At 75.3% G+C, this 15208-nt stretch carries 14 protein-coding genes; 9 read left to right on the top strand and 5 right to left on the bottom strand.

Translation table 11 applies throughout. The annotated features are described in order from the left end of the window. The first annotated feature begins 59 nt into the window (after positions 1 to 59). From A949_RS0102550 to A949_RS0102530, 5 genes are all read left to right on the top strand, one after another. Positions 60 to 2345: a hypothetical protein gene (locus A949_RS0102550; RefSeq protein ID WP_019354442.1), complete on the top strand. Its 2286-nt coding sequence runs from the start codon at positions 60 to 62 to the stop codon at positions 2343 to 2345. Between the two features lie 230 nt (positions 2346 to 2575). After that, positions 2576 to 3547 (top strand): ABC transporter ATP-binding protein, encoded by a 972-nt coding sequence (locus tag A949_RS0102545; RefSeq protein WP_019354441.1) that lies wholly within the window; start codon positions 2576 to 2578, stop codon positions 3545 to 3547. Beyond that, positions 3544 to 4281: an ABC transporter permease gene (locus A949_RS0102540; RefSeq protein WP_019354440.1), complete on the top strand. Its 738-nt coding sequence runs from the start codon at positions 3544 to 3546 to the stop codon at positions 4279 to 4281. The genes A949_RS0102545 and A949_RS0102540 overlap by 4 nt, the downstream gene beginning before the upstream one ends. 16 nt (positions 4282 to 4297) lie before the next feature. Beyond that, positions 4298 to 5449, top strand: coding sequence for a sensor histidine kinase (locus tag A949_RS0102535; protein WP_051019371.1), 1152 nt, complete (start codon positions 4298 to 4300; stop codon positions 5447 to 5449). A 37-nt stretch (positions 5450 to 5486) separates the two neighbouring features. Further along, complete coding sequence (locus A949_RS0102530) at positions 5487 to 6059, top strand: response regulator transcription factor (RefSeq protein ID WP_237735720.1); 573 nt, start codon at positions 5487 to 5489, stop codon at positions 6057 to 6059. Positions 6060 to 6204: 145 nt separating this feature from the next. On the opposite strand, the gene A949_RS0102525 is transcribed toward A949_RS0102530, so the two are convergent. Continuing rightward, the gene (locus A949_RS0102525; protein WP_019354437.1) at positions 6205 to 7215 is read right to left on the bottom strand and encodes a transglutaminase-like domain-containing protein; all 1011 of its coding nucleotides are present in this window, start codon (positions 7213 to 7215) and stop codon (positions 6205 to 6207) included. Position 7216: 1 nt separating this feature from the next. Then, positions 7217 to 8215 carry a GNAT family N-acetyltransferase gene (locus tag A949_RS0102520; RefSeq protein ID WP_019354436.1) on the bottom strand — a complete coding sequence of 333 codons (999 nt, stop codon included), beginning with the start codon at positions 8213 to 8215 and terminating at the stop codon, positions 7217 to 7219. A 150-nt stretch (positions 8216 to 8365) separates the two neighbouring features. Here A949_RS0102520 and fdxA point away from each other — a divergent pair, with 150 nt between their 5' ends. Then, complete coding sequence (gene fdxA / locus A949_RS0102515; RefSeq protein ID WP_019354435.1) at positions 8366 to 8692, top strand: ferredoxin; 327 nt, start codon at positions 8366 to 8368, stop codon at positions 8690 to 8692. A gap of 184 nt (positions 8693 to 8876) precedes the next feature. After that, complete coding sequence (dapC, locus tag A949_RS0102510) at positions 8877 to 9974, top strand: succinyldiaminopimelate transaminase (protein ID WP_019354434.1); 1098 nt, start codon at positions 8877 to 8879, stop codon at positions 9972 to 9974. A 267-nt stretch (positions 9975 to 10241) separates the two neighbouring features. Here dapC and A949_RS0102505 read toward each other — a convergent pair whose 3' ends face one another. Together A949_RS0102505 and A949_RS32220 are read right to left on the bottom strand one after the other, a co-directional pair. Continuing rightward, the gene (locus A949_RS0102505; RefSeq protein ID WP_019354433.1) at positions 10242 to 10649 is read right to left on the bottom strand and encodes a hypothetical protein; all 408 of its coding nucleotides are present in this window, start codon (positions 10647 to 10649) and stop codon (positions 10242 to 10244) included. Between the two features lie 309 nt (positions 10650 to 10958). Further along, positions 10959 to 12017, bottom strand: coding sequence for a hypothetical protein (locus tag A949_RS32220; RefSeq protein WP_019354432.1), 1059 nt, complete (start codon positions 12015 to 12017; stop codon positions 10959 to 10961). A 173-nt stretch (positions 12018 to 12190) separates the two neighbouring features. Here A949_RS32220 and dapE point away from each other — a divergent pair, with 173 nt between their 5' ends. Both dapE and A949_RS0102490 read left to right on the top strand, forming a co-directional pair. After that, positions 12191 to 13270, top strand: coding sequence for a succinyl-diaminopimelate desuccinylase (dapE, locus tag A949_RS0102495; RefSeq protein ID WP_019354431.1), 1080 nt, complete (start codon positions 12191 to 12193; stop codon positions 13268 to 13270). Between the two features lie 136 nt (positions 13271 to 13406). Beyond that, positions 13407 to 14195: a TIGR00730 family Rossman fold protein gene (locus tag A949_RS0102490; protein ID WP_019354430.1), complete on the top strand. Its 789-nt coding sequence runs from the start codon at positions 13407 to 13409 to the stop codon at positions 14193 to 14195. A gap of 54 nt (positions 14196 to 14249) precedes the next feature. On the opposite strand, the gene folP is transcribed toward A949_RS0102490, so the two are convergent. Continuing rightward, complete coding sequence (gene folP / locus A949_RS0102485) at positions 14250 to 15140, bottom strand: dihydropteroate synthase (protein ID WP_019354429.1); 891 nt, start codon at positions 15138 to 15140, stop codon at positions 14250 to 14252. Positions 15141 to 15208: the final 68 nt, after the last annotated feature.

Raw genomic sequence — 15208 nt, 5'->3', positions numbered from 1 at the left:
GCCGGCGAGCCGCCTTCGGGCCGACAGGAAGACGGCGAATCCATCCGGGAGTACCTGCTTTGAGTCGTGAAACTGACAGTTCGTCCTCCGGGCCCAAGGGGCGCGGCGGTTCGTCGTACCCCTCGGGGACCGAGCCGTACGGCACCCCGGACTCCGGCGCGGACCGGGACGACCGGGGTGCCGAACCTTCGGCCGGGTCCAAGCCGGACGAGCCCCGGACCGAGACGACGCTCACCACCCGCATCCGCATCAACATCCCCGGTTCGCGGCCCATTCCGCCCGTGGTGATGCGGACCCCGGTGACGGACGAGAACGCGGACGACACGTCCGGGAGAGCGGACCCCGCCGTCGGCGGCCGGGACGCCAAGGGCGCCCCGGACCTCGGGGCGGGCCAGCGTGCCACCGGCGGGGGCTCCGCAGCCGCCGTTCCCCCGCCCGCGCCGCAGGCGTCGCCGCCCGGCAGCCCCGGCAGCCCCGGCAGCCCCGGCAGCCCCGGGGGCCGTGCCGAGGCCGCGCCGGGCGCCGAGGAGCAGTTCACCCAGGAGACCAGCGACTGGTTCGCGCCCCGCAAGTCGCCCAGGAACTCCGCCCCGCCGCCCAGCCCGGCGGCCGGCGGCGGGCCGGGCGGCGGCGTACCCGGCGGTGCCGGTGGCCCGGACCGCGGCGAGTCGCCCTACCCCACCGGCGGCCCGGACCCGGAGCCGACGGGTTCGCACGGAATTCCGGAGCCGACCGGTTCGCACGGGATCCCGGAGCCGACCGGTTCGCACGGGATCCCCGGAACGCCCGGTGCGGGACCGTCGTTCCCCGGCGGAACCGGCCCGGCGGACACGCCTCCCGACGGGGTGCCGCACCTCGGTACGGATCCTCTGGGCTGGCCGGCCGGGCCCACCACCGGGCCCGCCAGCGGTGACATGCCCGTGCCGCCCGCCCGCGGCGTTCCCGGCCCGGGCCCCGGCCCGTTGGCCGCGCCGGGTGCGGGCCAGGGCACGGACGAGGGGCCCGGCTTCGACGCGGGCCGGCCCGCGGGCCCCGGCGTGCCCGGGCAGGGTGGTTCCGGGCCGGACGCGTTCGGCCGCGGCCCCGCGGGCCTCGCCGACGGCCCCGGGGGCACGCCCCCCGCGGGCACGCCACGGTTCCCCGGCGGCCCCGAGGCGGACCGCGCCGGTGCGCCGGGCGCGGGACCCGGCGCGGCGGCTCCCGGGATGCGCGGCGGCGACGCGCGGCTGTCGAGCGACACCATGGTCAGCGGCCCACCGCGGGCAGCCGGCGGTGAGTCCGACGGCGCGGACCCGGCGCCCGGCGCCGGTGTCCCCGGGCCGGATGACGCCCCCGTCCCACCGCCGCCGCAGAGCGCTGGGGGGACCCGTGCACCGGCCAAGAAGCGCGGCCGTTCCAAGCTGGTGCTGGCGGGCGTGGCCGTGGTCGGCGTCGTCGGGGTCGCCTACGGCACCGGACTGCTGCTCGACCACGCGGACGTACCCAGGGGCACCACCGTGCTCGGCGTGGAGATCGGCGGCCTGAGCAAGCACGAGGCGGTCAACAAGCTGGACGCCGAGCTGGGTGACCGGACGAAGGAACCGTTCAAGATCGAGACGAGCGGGGGCCGGACCGAGCTGAAGCCCGGCGTCGCCGGGGTCACCCTGGACACCGAGGCCACCGTGCGCGCCGCGGCCGGGCGCGACTACAACCCGGTCTCCGTCATCGGCTCCCTCATGGGCGGCACCCGCCAGGCGGACCCGGCCATCACGGTGGACGAGGCCAAGGTGCGGGCCGCGCTCAAGCCCGTCATGGCCGAGGCGGAGGCGGAGTCCCCGTCCGAGGGCATGGTCAAGTTCACCGGCGGCAAGGCGGTGGCCGTCAAGGGCAGTCCGCACAAGGTCATCGATGTCGACAAGGCCCCGGCCGCGCTGGAGAAGGCGTTCCGGGAGCGTGCCGTCTCCGGCGAGAACGAGCCGGTGGCGCTCCCCGGCACGGTGCGCAAGCCCAAGGTGACCGAGGCCGAGCTGAACAAGGCGGTCAAGGGCTTCGGCAGCACCGCGATGTCCGGCTGGGTGTGGCTCCGGGCGGGCGACGTCGAGGTGCCGTTCAGCCAGGAGACCATGGGCAAGTTCCTCACTATGCGGGCGGGCGGCAGCGGCAGGCTCCAGCCGACCATCGACCCGGCGAAGCTCAAGAAGACCTACGGGTCGGCGTTCGACGACGTGGTGATCGACGGCGGCGCCGGAACGGTGCGGATGACCCCGAAGCACGCGGCCGTCGCCATGGTGGAGGCCCTGCGCAAGAAGGCGCCGCCGGAGCCGGGGCGGCGCTACGCCACGGTCCCCGGATCCCGCTCGCGCTGAGCCGCGTCCGGCCGGACGGCCCGTTCCGCACGGCACCGTCCGGGCGGCGCACGGACGTTCCCGAGGGGTGCCCCGCAGCTGCGGGGCACCCCTCGGGCCGTGTCCGGGCCGCGCGAGGCCGGTGCCGCTCCCGGGCGCCGTGCTCACCCCCGCGGCCATGACATCTGTCAGCCCCAGGTCACGACCGTCGGCACTGCCACCGGCACCCCGCGCCGGGCGAACCTGGGGGCATGACATCGACGCACGCCACGGCACCGGCCGTGGAGTTCCTCTCCGCAGGCAAGACCTACGGTTCCGTCCGGGCCCTGGACGGGCTGGAGGTGGCCCTGCACCCCGGCGAGACCGTCGCCCTCCTCGGCCCCAACGGAGCGGGCAAGTCCACCACGCTCGATCTGCTCCTGGGGCTGCGCACCCCGGATCCGGGCGGCCGGGTCCGGCTGTTCGGGAGGACACCCCGGCAGGCGGTCACCGACGGCCGGGTGGGCGCCATGCTCCAGTCCGGCGGCCTGATGGACGGCGTACGGGTCAGGGAACTCGTGGCACTCGCCTGCGACCTGCACCCGCGCGGTCACCCGGTCGAGCAGGTGCTGCTGGACGCCGGCCTCACCGAGCTGGCCGACCGGATGGTGGGCAAGCTCTCCGGCGGCCAGGAACAGCGCGTGCGGTTCGCACTGGCGATCGCGGGGGACAGCGATCTGATCGTGCTGGACGAGCCCACCACCGGCATGGACGTCACCGCGCGCCGCTCCTTCTGGTCCGCCATGCGGAACCAGGCCGCCGGGGGCCGCACGGTGCTGTTCGCCACGCACTACCTGGAGGAGGCCGACGAGGTGGCCGACCGGGTGCTGGTGCTGCACCGGGGACGGCTGCTCGCCGACGGCAGCGCGGCCGAGATCAAGGCGATGGCGGGCGTGCGGCGGGTCGGCTTCACGCTGGAGATGGTGCCCGACGGGGTGCTGGAGGCGCAGTTGCGCGCTCTCCCGGGGGTCGCCGAACTGCGGCTGGCCGGGGCCGCCGTCCGGCTGCGCTCGACCGACGCGGACGCCACCGTGCACGCGCTCTACGCGCTGGGGATCCGTCCGCACGGCCTGGAGGTCACCGGCCTCGGGCTGGAGGAGGCGTTCGTCGCCCTCACCTCCCGCGCGGAACAGGTCCGCGCCTCCACCTCCCGGAACCACGCCCGAAAGGCGGCAGCACGGTGAAGACCCTCGTCAGGCTGGAGATCACCCGCTCACTGCGCAACAAGAAGTTCCTGTTCTTCTCGGTGCTCTACCCACCGGTGCTCTACGTGATCATCGCGGGCCGGGACGTCCCGGGGAACATGTCGGGCCTCCGCGTCGACATGAAGCTCTACTACATGGTCGCGATGGCCGCGTTCGCCGCCATGACGGCCGTGCTGATGGGCAACAGCGAACGCATCGCCAGGGAACGCGAGGCCGGCTGGGTGCGGCAGCTGCGGCTGACGGCGCTGCCGGGCCGCGGCTACGTCACCGCCAAGATCGCCTCGGCCGCCACCGTCAGCCTGCCGTCCATCCTGCTGGTCCTGCTCACCGGCGCGCTCGTCATGGGCGTCCGGCTGCAGGCATGGCAGTGGGCCGCTGTCGCGGTGTGCTCGTGGGCGGGCAGCTTCGTCTTCGCGGCGCTGGGCGTGGCCCTCGGCTACCTGGCGACGGGCGACGCGGTGCGGCCGATCACCATGCTCTGCTACTTCGGGCTGGCCTTCATGGGCGGGCTGTGGCTGCCCATGTCGACCCTCCCGGGATGGGTCCAGGACATCGGGGAGTGGCTGCCCACCCACGCCTACACCGGACTGGGCCGGGCGGTGGAGGCCGGCGAGGCCCCGCACCCCGGCGACGCGGCGCTGCTGCTGTGCTACCTCCTGCTCTTCGCCGGGGCGGCCGCCTGGCTCTACCGCAAGGACACCCGCACGGCATGATGCTCCGGTGCACGAGATGACACGCCGCGCCCCCGCCGGGACGGGCGGCACCGCGACCCGGCGGCAGCAGCGGAACCGGGCGCTGATGGTCGCCGTCTGGCTGGTGTTCCTCAGCGGAGCGGTACGCGACCTGTGGGCGGGCGGACACGGCGGCCCCGCCGTCGCCGGAGCGGCCGCCGGGCTGGCCGCCTTCCTCGCCGGCTACGTCGCGCTGGTCTACCGGCACACCCGGACGCCGCTCCCGCCGCGGACCGTGTACGCGCTGCTCGCCGCCCTGTTCGCCCTGGCGCTGGTGCTCGCGCTCACCGCGGGCGAGCCCTGGCTGGTGCTGTTCGTCTACGTCACCGTGGCGGCCGGCGCCGCACTGCCCTGGCGGCGGGCGGTGCCGGCGGTGGCGGCGTGCGTGGCGGCGCTGGCGCTGGTCGGCACCGACTTCGGGGCCCGGCCGCTGTGGGGCGGCTGGACGTCCTTCGTCATCCCCTGTGTGCTGGCCGGACTGGCGCTGATGTCGGCGCGGAAGACCGTTCTCACGCTGCGGGAGCTGCGGGAGGCCCGCGCGGTGGTGGCGGAGCTCGCCGCCAACGAGGAGCGGTTGCGGCTCGCCCGCGATCTGCACGACCTGCTGGGGCACTCGCTCTCCCTCATCACGCTCAAGAGCGAGCTGGCCGGACGGATGCTGCCCGCGCGGCCGGCGGAGGCGGCCGCGCAGGTCGCCGACATCGAACAGGTCAGCAGGCAGGCCCTGGTCGACGTCCGGGAGGCGATCGGCGGATACCGCCGTCCCACCCTGGCCGTCGAGCTGGCCGGTGCCCGCACCGCGCTGGACACCGCCGGTGTCGAGGCCGGGTTGCCGCCCCGGCCGCCGTCCGTACCGCTGGCACCCGAGCAGGAGGGCGCCCTGGCGTGGGCACTGCGGGAGGCGGTCACCAACGTCGTACGGCACAGCGGCGCGGCCCGCTGCACGGTGAGCTTCCAGGTGCCGGAAGCGGCCGGTGAGCCGCTGCGGCTCACCGTCGCCGACGACGGCAAGGGCCCCACCGGCGCCGCCGAGGGCAACGGACTGAGCGGACTGCGGGAGCGGCTGGCCCTGGCCGACGGCTCGCTGTCCACCTCGGCGGGCCTGAGCGGGGGCTTCACGCTGTGCGCCGCGGTGCCGTCAGTACCCTGAGGCGGTGATCAGACTGCTGCTCGCCGAGGACCAGGCGATGGTCCGCGAGGCGCTCGCCGCGCTGCTCGGGCTGGAACCGGACATCGAGATCGCCGTCCAGGTCGGCAGAGGCGACGAGGTACTGGACGCGGTCGCCGCGCACCAGCCGGACGTGGCGCTGCTGGACATCGAGATGCCCGGGCTGACCGGACTCGACGCCCTCGAGGGGCTGCGCGCCCGGCATCCGGCGCTGAAGGTCGTCATCCTCACCACCTTCGGCCGACCCGGCTATCTGCGCCGGGCCATGGAATCGGGCGCCGACGCCTTCCTGGTCAAGGACGCACCGGCGGCCCGGCTCGCGGACGCGGTACGCCGGGTGCGGGCCGGCGAGCGGGTCATCGACCCGGGGCTGGCCGCCGCCGCGCTCGCCGAGGGCGCCAGTCCGCTCACCGACCGGGAGCGCGACGTGCTCGCCGCGGCCCGCGAGGGTGCGGGCAACGCCGAGATCGCCGGGGCGCTGCACCTCTCGCACGGCACGGTCCGCAACTACCTGTCGACCGCCATCCAGAAGACCGGGGCCCGCAACCGCGCCGAGGCCGTCCGGATCGCCCGGGACAAGGGCTGGCTGTAGGCTCCGCGGCTTCCTGGGCCGGACCGGCACCGTGCCGGTCCGGCTCTGGCACCGGGAGCGGCTCCGGCACCGGCCCGGCACCGCAGGGCCCGCCGTCCGGCTCCCGGCCCCGCCGCGGCGCGGCCGGGAGCGGATGCGGGGCTGCTCAGTTCAGCCGGGCCCGGGCGGCCCGGGCGGCTCTGCGTACGTTCTCCGCGGCGTTCGGCTCCATCGCCGCGACGACATCCGCGTACTCCTCCATCTCGCGCGCGCCGCGCAGGAAATGGCCCCGTTCCACCAGCAGTTGCGCCCGCTCGAACCGGAGCCTGCCCGGATGGTGCGGCAGCAGCAGCGACAGCTCGACCGCCCACAGCCGCACTCCGGACCGCTCGGGCCGGGGCGCGGCCCAGGCCCGGATGTTGTTGAGGATCCGCAGCACCGTCTCCAGCGGCCCGGCGGGCCGCAGCGCGGCGGCCGACAGCGGTGAACCCCCGGTGGCACCGGCCACCATGACGGCCAGCTCCTCCTCGCCCAGCTGGGTGCCGCCGCCGAACGGATCGGCCAGCACATGCGCGCCGGCCGGGTCGCCGAAGCCGACGGCGAAGTGCCCCGGCAGCGCCACCCCGTAGACCGGGGCGCCCGCACGCCGGGCCACCTCCGTCCAGACCACCGACAGCAGGATGGGCAGTCCCCGCCGCCGGTGCAGCACCTCGGGCAGCAGCGAGGACTCCAGCCTGCGGTAGTCCGGCGCCGAGCCGCCGAACCCCAGCTCCCGGCCCAAGGTCCGCTCCAGCGCCGCAGCCCACTCCGCGGGCGCGCGTCCGCGCCGGAACGGCAACAGCCCCGCCAGCCGGTCGAGTTCGGCCTGGCCCTCGTCCACCAGCCGGTCCACGGCGGCCTCCTCGTCCACCGGGTCCGGCCCCGCGCCGCGGGCCGCGCCTGCTGCGTTCCCGGTGCCTTCCGTGCCCCTGGTGCCCCCGGTCTCCCTGGTGCCCCCGGTCTCCCCGGTGGTGCCCCCGATGTCCCGTCCGCGCCGCAGGCTGCCGCGGGTCGTCGCCTCGGCGCCGATCAGCAGGCACAGCAGCGCCAGATCGGGCCGGTCCTCGCGGGCCGCCTCGGCGAACCGCCGCCGCGCCGCGCCACTGCGCTCCTCGCCCGTACCGTCTCCGCCGCCCATGTCAGTCCCGCGGGGCGCGCAGGTAGTGGTACGCGTGGTGGTCGGCGAAGCCGAGCCGCTCGTAGAGCGCGCGGGCCGCCGTGTTGCCCCGCTCCACCTGGAGGTAGGCGGCCGAGGCGCCCTCGGCCAGTGCGGCTCCGGCCAGTTCGCCCGTGACCGCCCGGGCCAGCCCCCGCCGGCGCCACTCGGGCGCGACCTCTAGGGCCGCGAACCCGGCCCAGCGGCCGTCCACCGCGCACCGTCCGATCGCCACGGCCGCGCCGTCCGGATCCGCCACCGTCGCGAACCACACCGAAGGCCCGCCCGCCAGCACCTGCCGCGCGGCGTCGGACAGGCCCGCGCCGCCCGCCCTGTTGTAGAGCGAGGCCCACCGGTCGTCCGGTGTGCGGTGCAGCAGCACCCGCGCATCGGGCTCCCGGTCGGCCAGCGGGGCGAGCGCGCCCACCTGTATCAGCCCGTGCCGCTCTGCCGTCCAGCCCAGCTCCCGCAGCCGCGCGTCGAGCACGGCGTCCTGGGCCACGCAGATCTGTATCCGCGCGGGCAGGCCCCGCTCGGCGTACCAGCCGGTGACCCGCGCCAGCGCCTCGGGCAGCGGCGGCCCGGGGTCGCCCTGCGGGAGTACGGAGTTCGCGCGGGAGGTGAAGCCGCCGGCGGCGCGCAGGGTCCAGCCGCCGAGCGCCTGCGACTCGGCCGGGGGCCAGCCCCTGGCGGCCACCGCCACGAGTTCGGCCGCGTCGGCGGACGGCAGCCCCCGGCGGCGCGCGGGCGTGGCCGGCACGGTCTTTCCAGCCACCATCGACGCTTCCTCGATCTCGACCTGCTCACCATCGCGTCGGGTGACTGTGAGCACGCCCTTGGTCCACGATGTGAGAATGCCGAGCGTGTCCGTGAACCGCCCATGCCGCTCCCCGGCAGTCGTCAGCGACCGCACCGAGACACGTCTGCCCACGTCGGAAGGGGTGATGCGGACCTCCAAGCGTCCGCCCGTGGTGAATTCCACAGTCCTAACCGCCCCTCCTGTTCGTGTTGTGTCCGGGAACGGAGATACTAGGTGTGGGCATCGCCGCCGTCCGAAGCGAAAGAGCGCTCCCGCGCGCCCGCGGCGGAGCCGGACACCGGCCCGCCAGCCCTAACGAGGAGGAACGACAGCGTGACTTACGTCATCGCGGAGCCTTGTGTCGACCTGAAGGACAAGGCTTGCATCGAGGAGTGCCCGGTCGACTGCATCTACGAGGGCCAGCGGTCCTTGTACATCCACCCGGACGAGTGCGTCGACTGCGGTGCCTGCGAGCCCGTCTGCCCGGTCGAGGCCATCTTCTACGAGGATGACACCCCCGAGGAGTGGAAGGACTACTACAAGGCCAACGTCGAGTTCTTCGACGACCTCGGGTCGCCCGGTGGCGCCAGCAAGCTCGGTCTGATCGAGAAGGACCACCCGCTCATCTCCGCGCTCCCGCCGCAGGAGCACGACGAGTGACCCAGGGGTGACACCCGAGCGGTGAGCCGCCCCGTGCGGCTTGCGCGACAGTCCCGTACGGCGGTCCCAGCGTCCTGCCGTACGGGACTGCGGTGTTTTCCGCGCCGTACCGCCCGCCCCTTCGCGGCGCGCCCCCCTTCCCGCCCCGCGCCGCCCGCCGGGACAGCCGAAGAAAGTGAGCACCATGCCCTCCGTCTCCGACCGCCTCCCCACCTTCCCCTGGGACCGGCTCGAGCCGTACAAGACCACCGCCGCCGGGCATCCCGACGGCCTCGTCGACCTGTCGGTCGGCACTCCCGTCGACCCGGTCCCCGCGCAGGTGCGGCAGGCGCTCGCCGAGGCGGCCGACAGCCCCGGCTACCCCACGGTGTGGGGGACCCGGGAGCTGCGCGACGCGCTCACCGGATGGTGCGGGCGCCGGCTGGGCGCGCGCGGCATCACGGAGCACCATGTGCTGCCCGTCGTCGGCTCCAAGGAGCTGGTGGCCTGGCTGCCGACCCAGCTCGGACTCGGCCCCGGCGACCGAGTGGCCTTCCCCCGGCTCGCCTATCCCACCTACGAGGTCGGCGCCCGGCTCGCCGGTGCCGACCACGTCGCCTACGACGACCCGCTGGAGCTCGACCCGGCCGGGCTCAAGCTGCTGTGGCTCAACTCGCCCTCCAACCCCACCGGTCAGGTGCTGCCCGCCGAGCGGCTCCGCGCCGTCGTCGACTGGGCGCGCGAGCACGGTGTGCTCGTCCTCAGCGACGAGTGCTACCTGGAGCTCGGCTGGGAGGCCGACCCGGTCTCCGTGCTGCACCCGGACGTGTGCGGCGGCTCCACCGCGGGCCTGGTGGCCGTCCACTCGCTCTCCAAGCGCTCCAACCTCGCCGGATACCGGGCCGCGTTCATCGCGGGGGACAGCGAGGTGCTGGGCGAGCTGCTGCAGATCCGCAAGCACGGCGGGATGATGACGCCCGCGCCGGTGCAGGCGGCGACGGTCGCGGCGCTGGCCGACGACACCCACGTGGCCGAGCAGCGGGAGCGCTACCGGGCGCGGCGCACCGCGCTGCGGGGCGCGCTGGAGGCCGCGGGCTTCCGGATCGAGCACAGCGAGGCGTCGCTGTACCTGTGGGCGACCCGGGACGAGTCCTGCTGGGACACCGTCGCCGAGCTGGCCGCGCGGGGCGTCCTGGTGGCGCCCGGCGAGTTCTACGGACCCGCGGGGGAGCGGTACGTCCGGGTCGCGCTCACGGCCACGGACGAGCGGATCGCCGCCGCGGTGCGCAGGCTGTCCGCGTAGCGGCCCACGGGTGCCGGGCCGCTCGCGCGGACCTGGCCGCCTTCGGTGTGCGCACCCGGGGCGGCCGCGAGCGTGCACCGGGGGGCAGCGGGCCGGGCGCGCACACGGCGAAGGGCCGCCCGGACCGTGCGGTCCGGGCGGCCCGATCGGGTCACCGGCTGCGGGCGCTCAGGAACGGAGTACCCGAGCGCTGTCCGGCCGGGGAGCGTGCCTCCGGGAGGCGGGGCCGGACAGTGGGGGCGCCCCGCAGCGGTGACCGGGGAGCCCTCAACCGAGGGGAAGGCCACCGAGGTTGCCGACGGACGGAAGGCCGGTGTCCGCCGCCGAGGAGGCGGTGTCGCCCAGCAGGCCGCCGGCCTCGCCCGCCGCGTTCCCGGCGAGGTTCTGCGCGGCGGGTGCCGCGGTCCGGCCGGCCGTGCCCACGGCCTTGCCGGTGGTCGGCACGGCCTTCTTGACGGCGCTGCCGCCGGTCTCCCCGGCGACGGCGGTGGTGTCCTGGGCGGTCCTGTCCAGCGTGTTGCCGAGGCCCTCGCCGTCCAGGTTGCTGACCCCGCCCACCGGGCTCGCGGGCAGTTCCACGGCGCTCGCGGCTCCGGCGGCGCCGACGACGGTGGCGGCACCGGCCGCCGTCAGCAGCGCGGTGCGGGCGATCCGGCGCGTGAGGGGGTTGGACATGGTGCTCCTTTGACGGAGAAGGGGTTCTTGGTCTGTCAGCCGGGATCCCCCGGTCGGACGCAGTGCCTATCGCCCCGAACGGCACGGAGGTTGCGGGGAAGCCGGGTAAAGGATTGGCAATCCAGGTTTGCCGCGTGGGCCCTCAAACTGGGCATTCCTCGCAGCGAATTGACCTGTACCCGAGGAGCCGAACCGGCTGCGGCCAGGCACGACCGGCCGAGCCGGTTCACTCCTGGCGGCGACCGTCGAGCGGGGGAAGAAACGTCCACCCCGGTGGACCGGGTTAGCTCCACCGAGTGAGTGGACGGACTAGTGACCGGTGGCCAGCCGGAGCTCCACCGTGCCGCCCGCGGCACCCCCGCCGCCGTCCGCCGCGTCGCCCTCCTCGGCGCCGCCGCGGTCCCTCGCGCCGTCGTCCTTCGCGCCGCGGTCCTTCGTGCCGCTGCCGTCCCGGGGCCGGCCGCCGTCCGCCGCCGCGGCGTCGTCCGTCCGGCGCCAGCCGTCCGCCGAGCGCTCCGCCGACCACCGGAAGCCGCCGTAGGAGATCCGCTCGATGCGCAGCCGCTCCGCGTTCGCGACCGCCCAGTGGGCCAGCTCCCAGCCCTGGCGCCGGCCGTGCGCGGGCACCGGGACGACGGGCGCGGCCTCGGGCCGCGCCGCCGAGCGCGCCTTCGGGTACCCGGCCGTCCGCGGTGCCGGAGCCGCGAGGGTGCCGAGGCCGTCGGCCAGCACATCCCGGCCGAACTCCCGCACCAGGTGCTTGCGCACCTGCGCGGGATCGCCCGGCCCGCCGGGGGCCCGGCCGCCGGTCGTGCAGCTCAGCGTGGCGGGCCGGCGGCCGGTGAGCGCGCCGGTCAGCAGCGTCGCGTCGGTCTCGTGCTTGGCGTACGCCTGCGGATAGCCGCTGCGCTGCACGCGCTGGGCGGCCACGGTCAGCGGGAGCCGGGAGTAGCCGGGCACCTCGGCGAGATGGTCGTAGAACCGGCCCGCCGAGTAGACCGGGTCCTGGATCTGCTCGAACGTCCCCCAGCCCTGCGAGGGGCGCTGCTGGAAGAGGCCGACCGAATCCCGGTCCCCGTGCCCGATGTTGCGCAGCTGGGACTCCTGCATGGCGGTGGCCAGGGCTATCGTCACCGCCCGCTCGGGCAGCCCGCGGCGCGCGGCGACGGCGGCGATGGTCGCCGCGTTCTGGGCCTGCACGGGGGTGAGTTCGTAGTCGTGCGGAGTGCCGGGGCCGTCCGCGGCCGCGGACGCGTTCTTGCCGTCCGCGCCGTCCGCCGCCCGGACGGTGCACATCGGGCCGTCCTGGCCCGACAGTCCGCGCACCGCGACATACGCGGCGACGGCGAGCAGCACGGCGCAGGCCACGGCGATCCTGAAGGGTCTGCCGCGGCCCTCGGTCCGGGACGGACGCTCGGGCCCGTGGGGCGAGCGGGCCGGTCGTGAGAGACGCACGCGCACCAAGGTAGCCGCTGGGGGCGACTGCGCCCGAGCCCCGGGGCGCGCCGGGCCGCGCGGGGCACCCGCCGTAGGCTGTGGCCATGCCTCACAGCGCACTCGACCTGCAGCAGGACGCCGCCCGGCTCACCGCGCAACTGGTGGACCTCCCCTCCGAGAGCGGGGACGAGGCGGCGCTCGCCGACGCCGTCGAGGAGGCGCTGCGCGCGCTGCCCCACCTGGGCGTCGACCGGTACGGCAACAACGTGGTGGCCCGCACCCGCCTGGGCCGGGCCGAGCGGATCGTCCTCGCGGGGCATCTCGACACCGTGCCGATCGCCGGGAACCTGCCCTCCCGGCTCGACGAGGACGGGCTGCTGTGGGGCTGCGGCACCAGCGACATGAAGGCGGGGGTCGCCGTGCAGCTGCGGATCGCCGCCACGGTCCCCGAGCCCAACCGCGACCTGACGTTCGTCTTCTACGACAACGAGGAGGTCGCCGCCCACCTCAACGGCCTCGGCAAGGTCGCCGAGGCCCGTCCCGAGTGGCTGGCCGGCGACTTCGCCGTGCTGCTCGAACCCTCCGAGGGCCAGGTCGAGGGCGGCTGCCAGGGCACCCTGCGGGTGCGGCTGCACCTGCGCGGCACCCGGGCGCACTCGGCGCGCGGCTGGATGGGCGCCAACGCCGTCCACGCGGCCGGGCCGGTGCTCGACCGGCTGGCCGGATACCGGCCGCGGTGGCCGGTGATCGACGGGCTGGAGTACCGGGAGGGCCTGAACGCCGTCGGCGTCGAGGGCGGCGTCGCCGGCAACGTCATCCCGGACCTGTGCATCGTCACGGTCAACTTCCGCTACGCGCCCGACCGCGGCGAGCAGGACGCGCTGGACCATGTGCGCGAGGTGTTCGCCGGATGCGGGGTCGAGGAGTTCGAGGTCGACGACAGCTCCCCCGGCGCGCTGCCCGGCCTCTCGCACCCGGCGGCCCGCGCCTTCCTCGCCGCGGTGGGCGGCGAGCCGCGGCCCAAGTACGGCTGGACGGACGTCTCCCGGTTCAGCGCGCTGGGGGTGCCGGCCGTCAACTACGGTCCCGGCGATCCCAACCTCGCCCACAAGCGGGACGAGCGGGTCGAGACCGCGCTCATCACCCGGTGCGAGGAGCGGCTGCGGCGCTGGCTGACGGCCTGAGCCGGGTCCGCCGGCGCTCCCGGGCCACCTGCCGGTAAGCCGATCGACGGCTGTCGGCCGTCCGGATTCCCGACGGCACCCGCCGGCGTCCGCATACCCTGAAGCGGAAAGATCGCAGGCGGAAGGAGTGCCGTAGATGACCGACGAGACCGGCGGAGGGCCCAAGGAGCAGCGACTGGGGCCTGTCGTGCGCCGCCGCGACCAGGTGCAGTCGGGGACCACCGATCAGCGCCTGCTGGACACCGCGGGCCCCTCCGACTTCATCCACCAGGATCCCTGGCGGGTGATGCGCATCCAGTCCGAGTTCGTCGAGGGCTTCGGAGCCCTGGCCGAACTGGGCCCCGCCATCAGCGTCTTCGGCTCGGCGCGCACCCCCGCGGAGGCACCCGAGTACGAGCAGGGCGTGCGGATCGGCCGGGCGCTGGCCGAGGCCGGGTTCGCCGTCATCACCGGCGGCGGCCCCGGGGCGATGGAGGCGGCCAACAAGGGGGCGCTGGAGGCGGACGGCACCTCGGTCGGGCTCGGTATCGAGCTGCCCTTCGAGCAGGGCATGAACAAGTACGTCGACATCGGCGTGAACTTCCGCTACTTCTTCGTCCGCAAGACGATGTTCGTGAAGTACGCGAGCGGGTTCGTCGTACTCCCCGGCGGGCTCGGCACGCTGGACGAACTGTTCGAGGCGCTGACCCTGGTGCAGACCGGGAAGGTCACCCGCTTCCCGATCGTGCTCTTCGGCACGGACTACTGGCAGGGGCTCGCCGACTGGCTGCGGCACTCCGTCGTCGGCGGCGGCAAGGCCTCCGAGCGGGACCTGGAGCTCTTCCACGTCACCGACGACATCGACGAGGCGGTCGCGCTGGTCACCAAGGAGGTCGGCGGCCAGGTCCCGGCCGCCCAGCACCCCGGACCGCCCGGCCGCCGGTAGCTCGTCCCCGGAGCCCCGGCCGCCCGTCGGGCGGACGCGGCTCCTTCGCAGGGCCTAGGCCAGCCCCCGGCGGGCCACCGCGGGCTGACGGTGGCCCGCGATCGCGGACACCATGTCGAGGACCTGCTTGGTCTCGGCCACCTCGTGCACCCGGTAGACCCGCGCACCCAGCCAGGCGGAGACGGCGGTGGTGGCCAGGGTGCCGGTCAGCCGCTCCTTGACGGGGCGGTCCAGGGTCTCGCCCACGAAGTCCTTGTTGGACAGCGAGACCAGCACCGGCCAGCCCGTCGCGGTCATCCGGCCCAGCTCCCGGGTCGCCTCCAGCGAGTGCCGGGTGGACTTGCCGAAGTCGTGCCCGGGGTCGATGAGGATCCCGTCCCGGCGCACCCCGAGCTCCGCGGCGCGTTCGGCCAGCCCGAGCGTCACCCGCAGGATGTCGTCGACGACCCCGCTGCCGCCCCCGGCGCCGGCCGGGTCGGGCTCGTAGGCGACCCGGTGCGGGCGGGTCCGCGGGCGGGCACCGCCCGCGTGGGTGCACACCAGGCCGGCGCCGTACCGCGCCGCGACCTCCGCCAGCCGGGGGTCGACCCCGCCCCAGGCGTCGTTGAGCAGATCGGCCCCGGCCTCGCACACGGCCTCGCCCACCTCGTGCCGCCAGGTGTCGACGCTGATCACCACGTCCGGCCAGCGCCGCCGCACCTCCGCGACGAAGCCCACCGTGCGCCGGGCCTCCTCCTCGGCCGTGACCTCGTCCCCGGGCCCCGCCTTCACTCCTCCTATGTCGATGACGGCGGCGCCCTCGGCGACGGCCTGCTCGACCCGGTCCAGCGCGGGCTCGTCCCGGAAGGTGGCGCCGCGGTCGTAGAAGGAATCCGGCGTCCGGTTCACGATCGCCATGATCACCGGTTCGTGTTCACCGAACTCGCGCGTGCCCAGGCGCAGCATCAGCCATCCTCTTCCTCTCGACGGTGCCCGCCTGCTGCCCGCACCCGCGTGGCCCGTGCACCGGTCTC

This window comes from Streptomyces sp. AA1529 (genome assembly GCF_000280905.1).
GTDB lineage: Bacteria > Actinomycetota > Actinomycetes > Streptomycetales > Streptomycetaceae > Streptomyces.
This window is presented reverse-complemented; position numbering and strand designations above follow the sequence as displayed.

What these genes read in the sequence shown, in the direction of transcription:
- A949_RS0102545 (WP_019354441.1), top strand. Translation starts at nt 2,576, where the DNA reads ATGACATCGACGCACGCCACGGCACCGGCCGTGGAGTTCCTCTCCGCA.
- A949_RS0102535 (WP_051019371.1), top strand. Translation starts at nt 4,298, where the DNA reads ATGACACGCCGCGCCCCCGCCGGGACGGGCGGCACCGCGACCCGGCGG.
- A949_RS0102530 (WP_237735720.1), top strand. Translation starts at nt 5,487, where the DNA reads ATGGTCCGCGAGGCGCTCGCCGCGCTGCTCGGGCTGGAACCGGACATC.
- A949_RS0102525 (WP_019354437.1), bottom strand. Translation starts at nt 7,215, where the DNA reads ATGGGCGGCGGAGACGGTACGGGCGAGGAGCGCAGTGGCGCGGCGCGG.
- dapC (WP_019354434.1), top strand. Translation starts at nt 8,877, where the DNA reads ATGCCCTCCGTCTCCGACCGCCTCCCCACCTTCCCCTGGGACCGGCTC.
- A949_RS0102505 (WP_019354433.1), bottom strand. Translation starts at nt 10,649, where the DNA reads ATGTCCAACCCCCTCACGCGCCGGATCGCCCGCACCGCGCTGCTGACG.
- dapE (WP_019354431.1), top strand. Translation starts at nt 12,191, where the DNA reads ATGCCTCACAGCGCACTCGACCTGCAGCAGGACGCCGCCCGGCTCACC.
- A949_RS0102490 (WP_019354430.1), top strand. Translation starts at nt 13,407, where the DNA reads ATGACCGACGAGACCGGCGGAGGGCCCAAGGAGCAGCGACTGGGGCCT.
- folP (WP_019354429.1), bottom strand. Translation starts at nt 15,140, where the DNA reads ATGCTGCGCCTGGGCACGCGCGAGTTCGGTGAACACGAACCGGTGATC.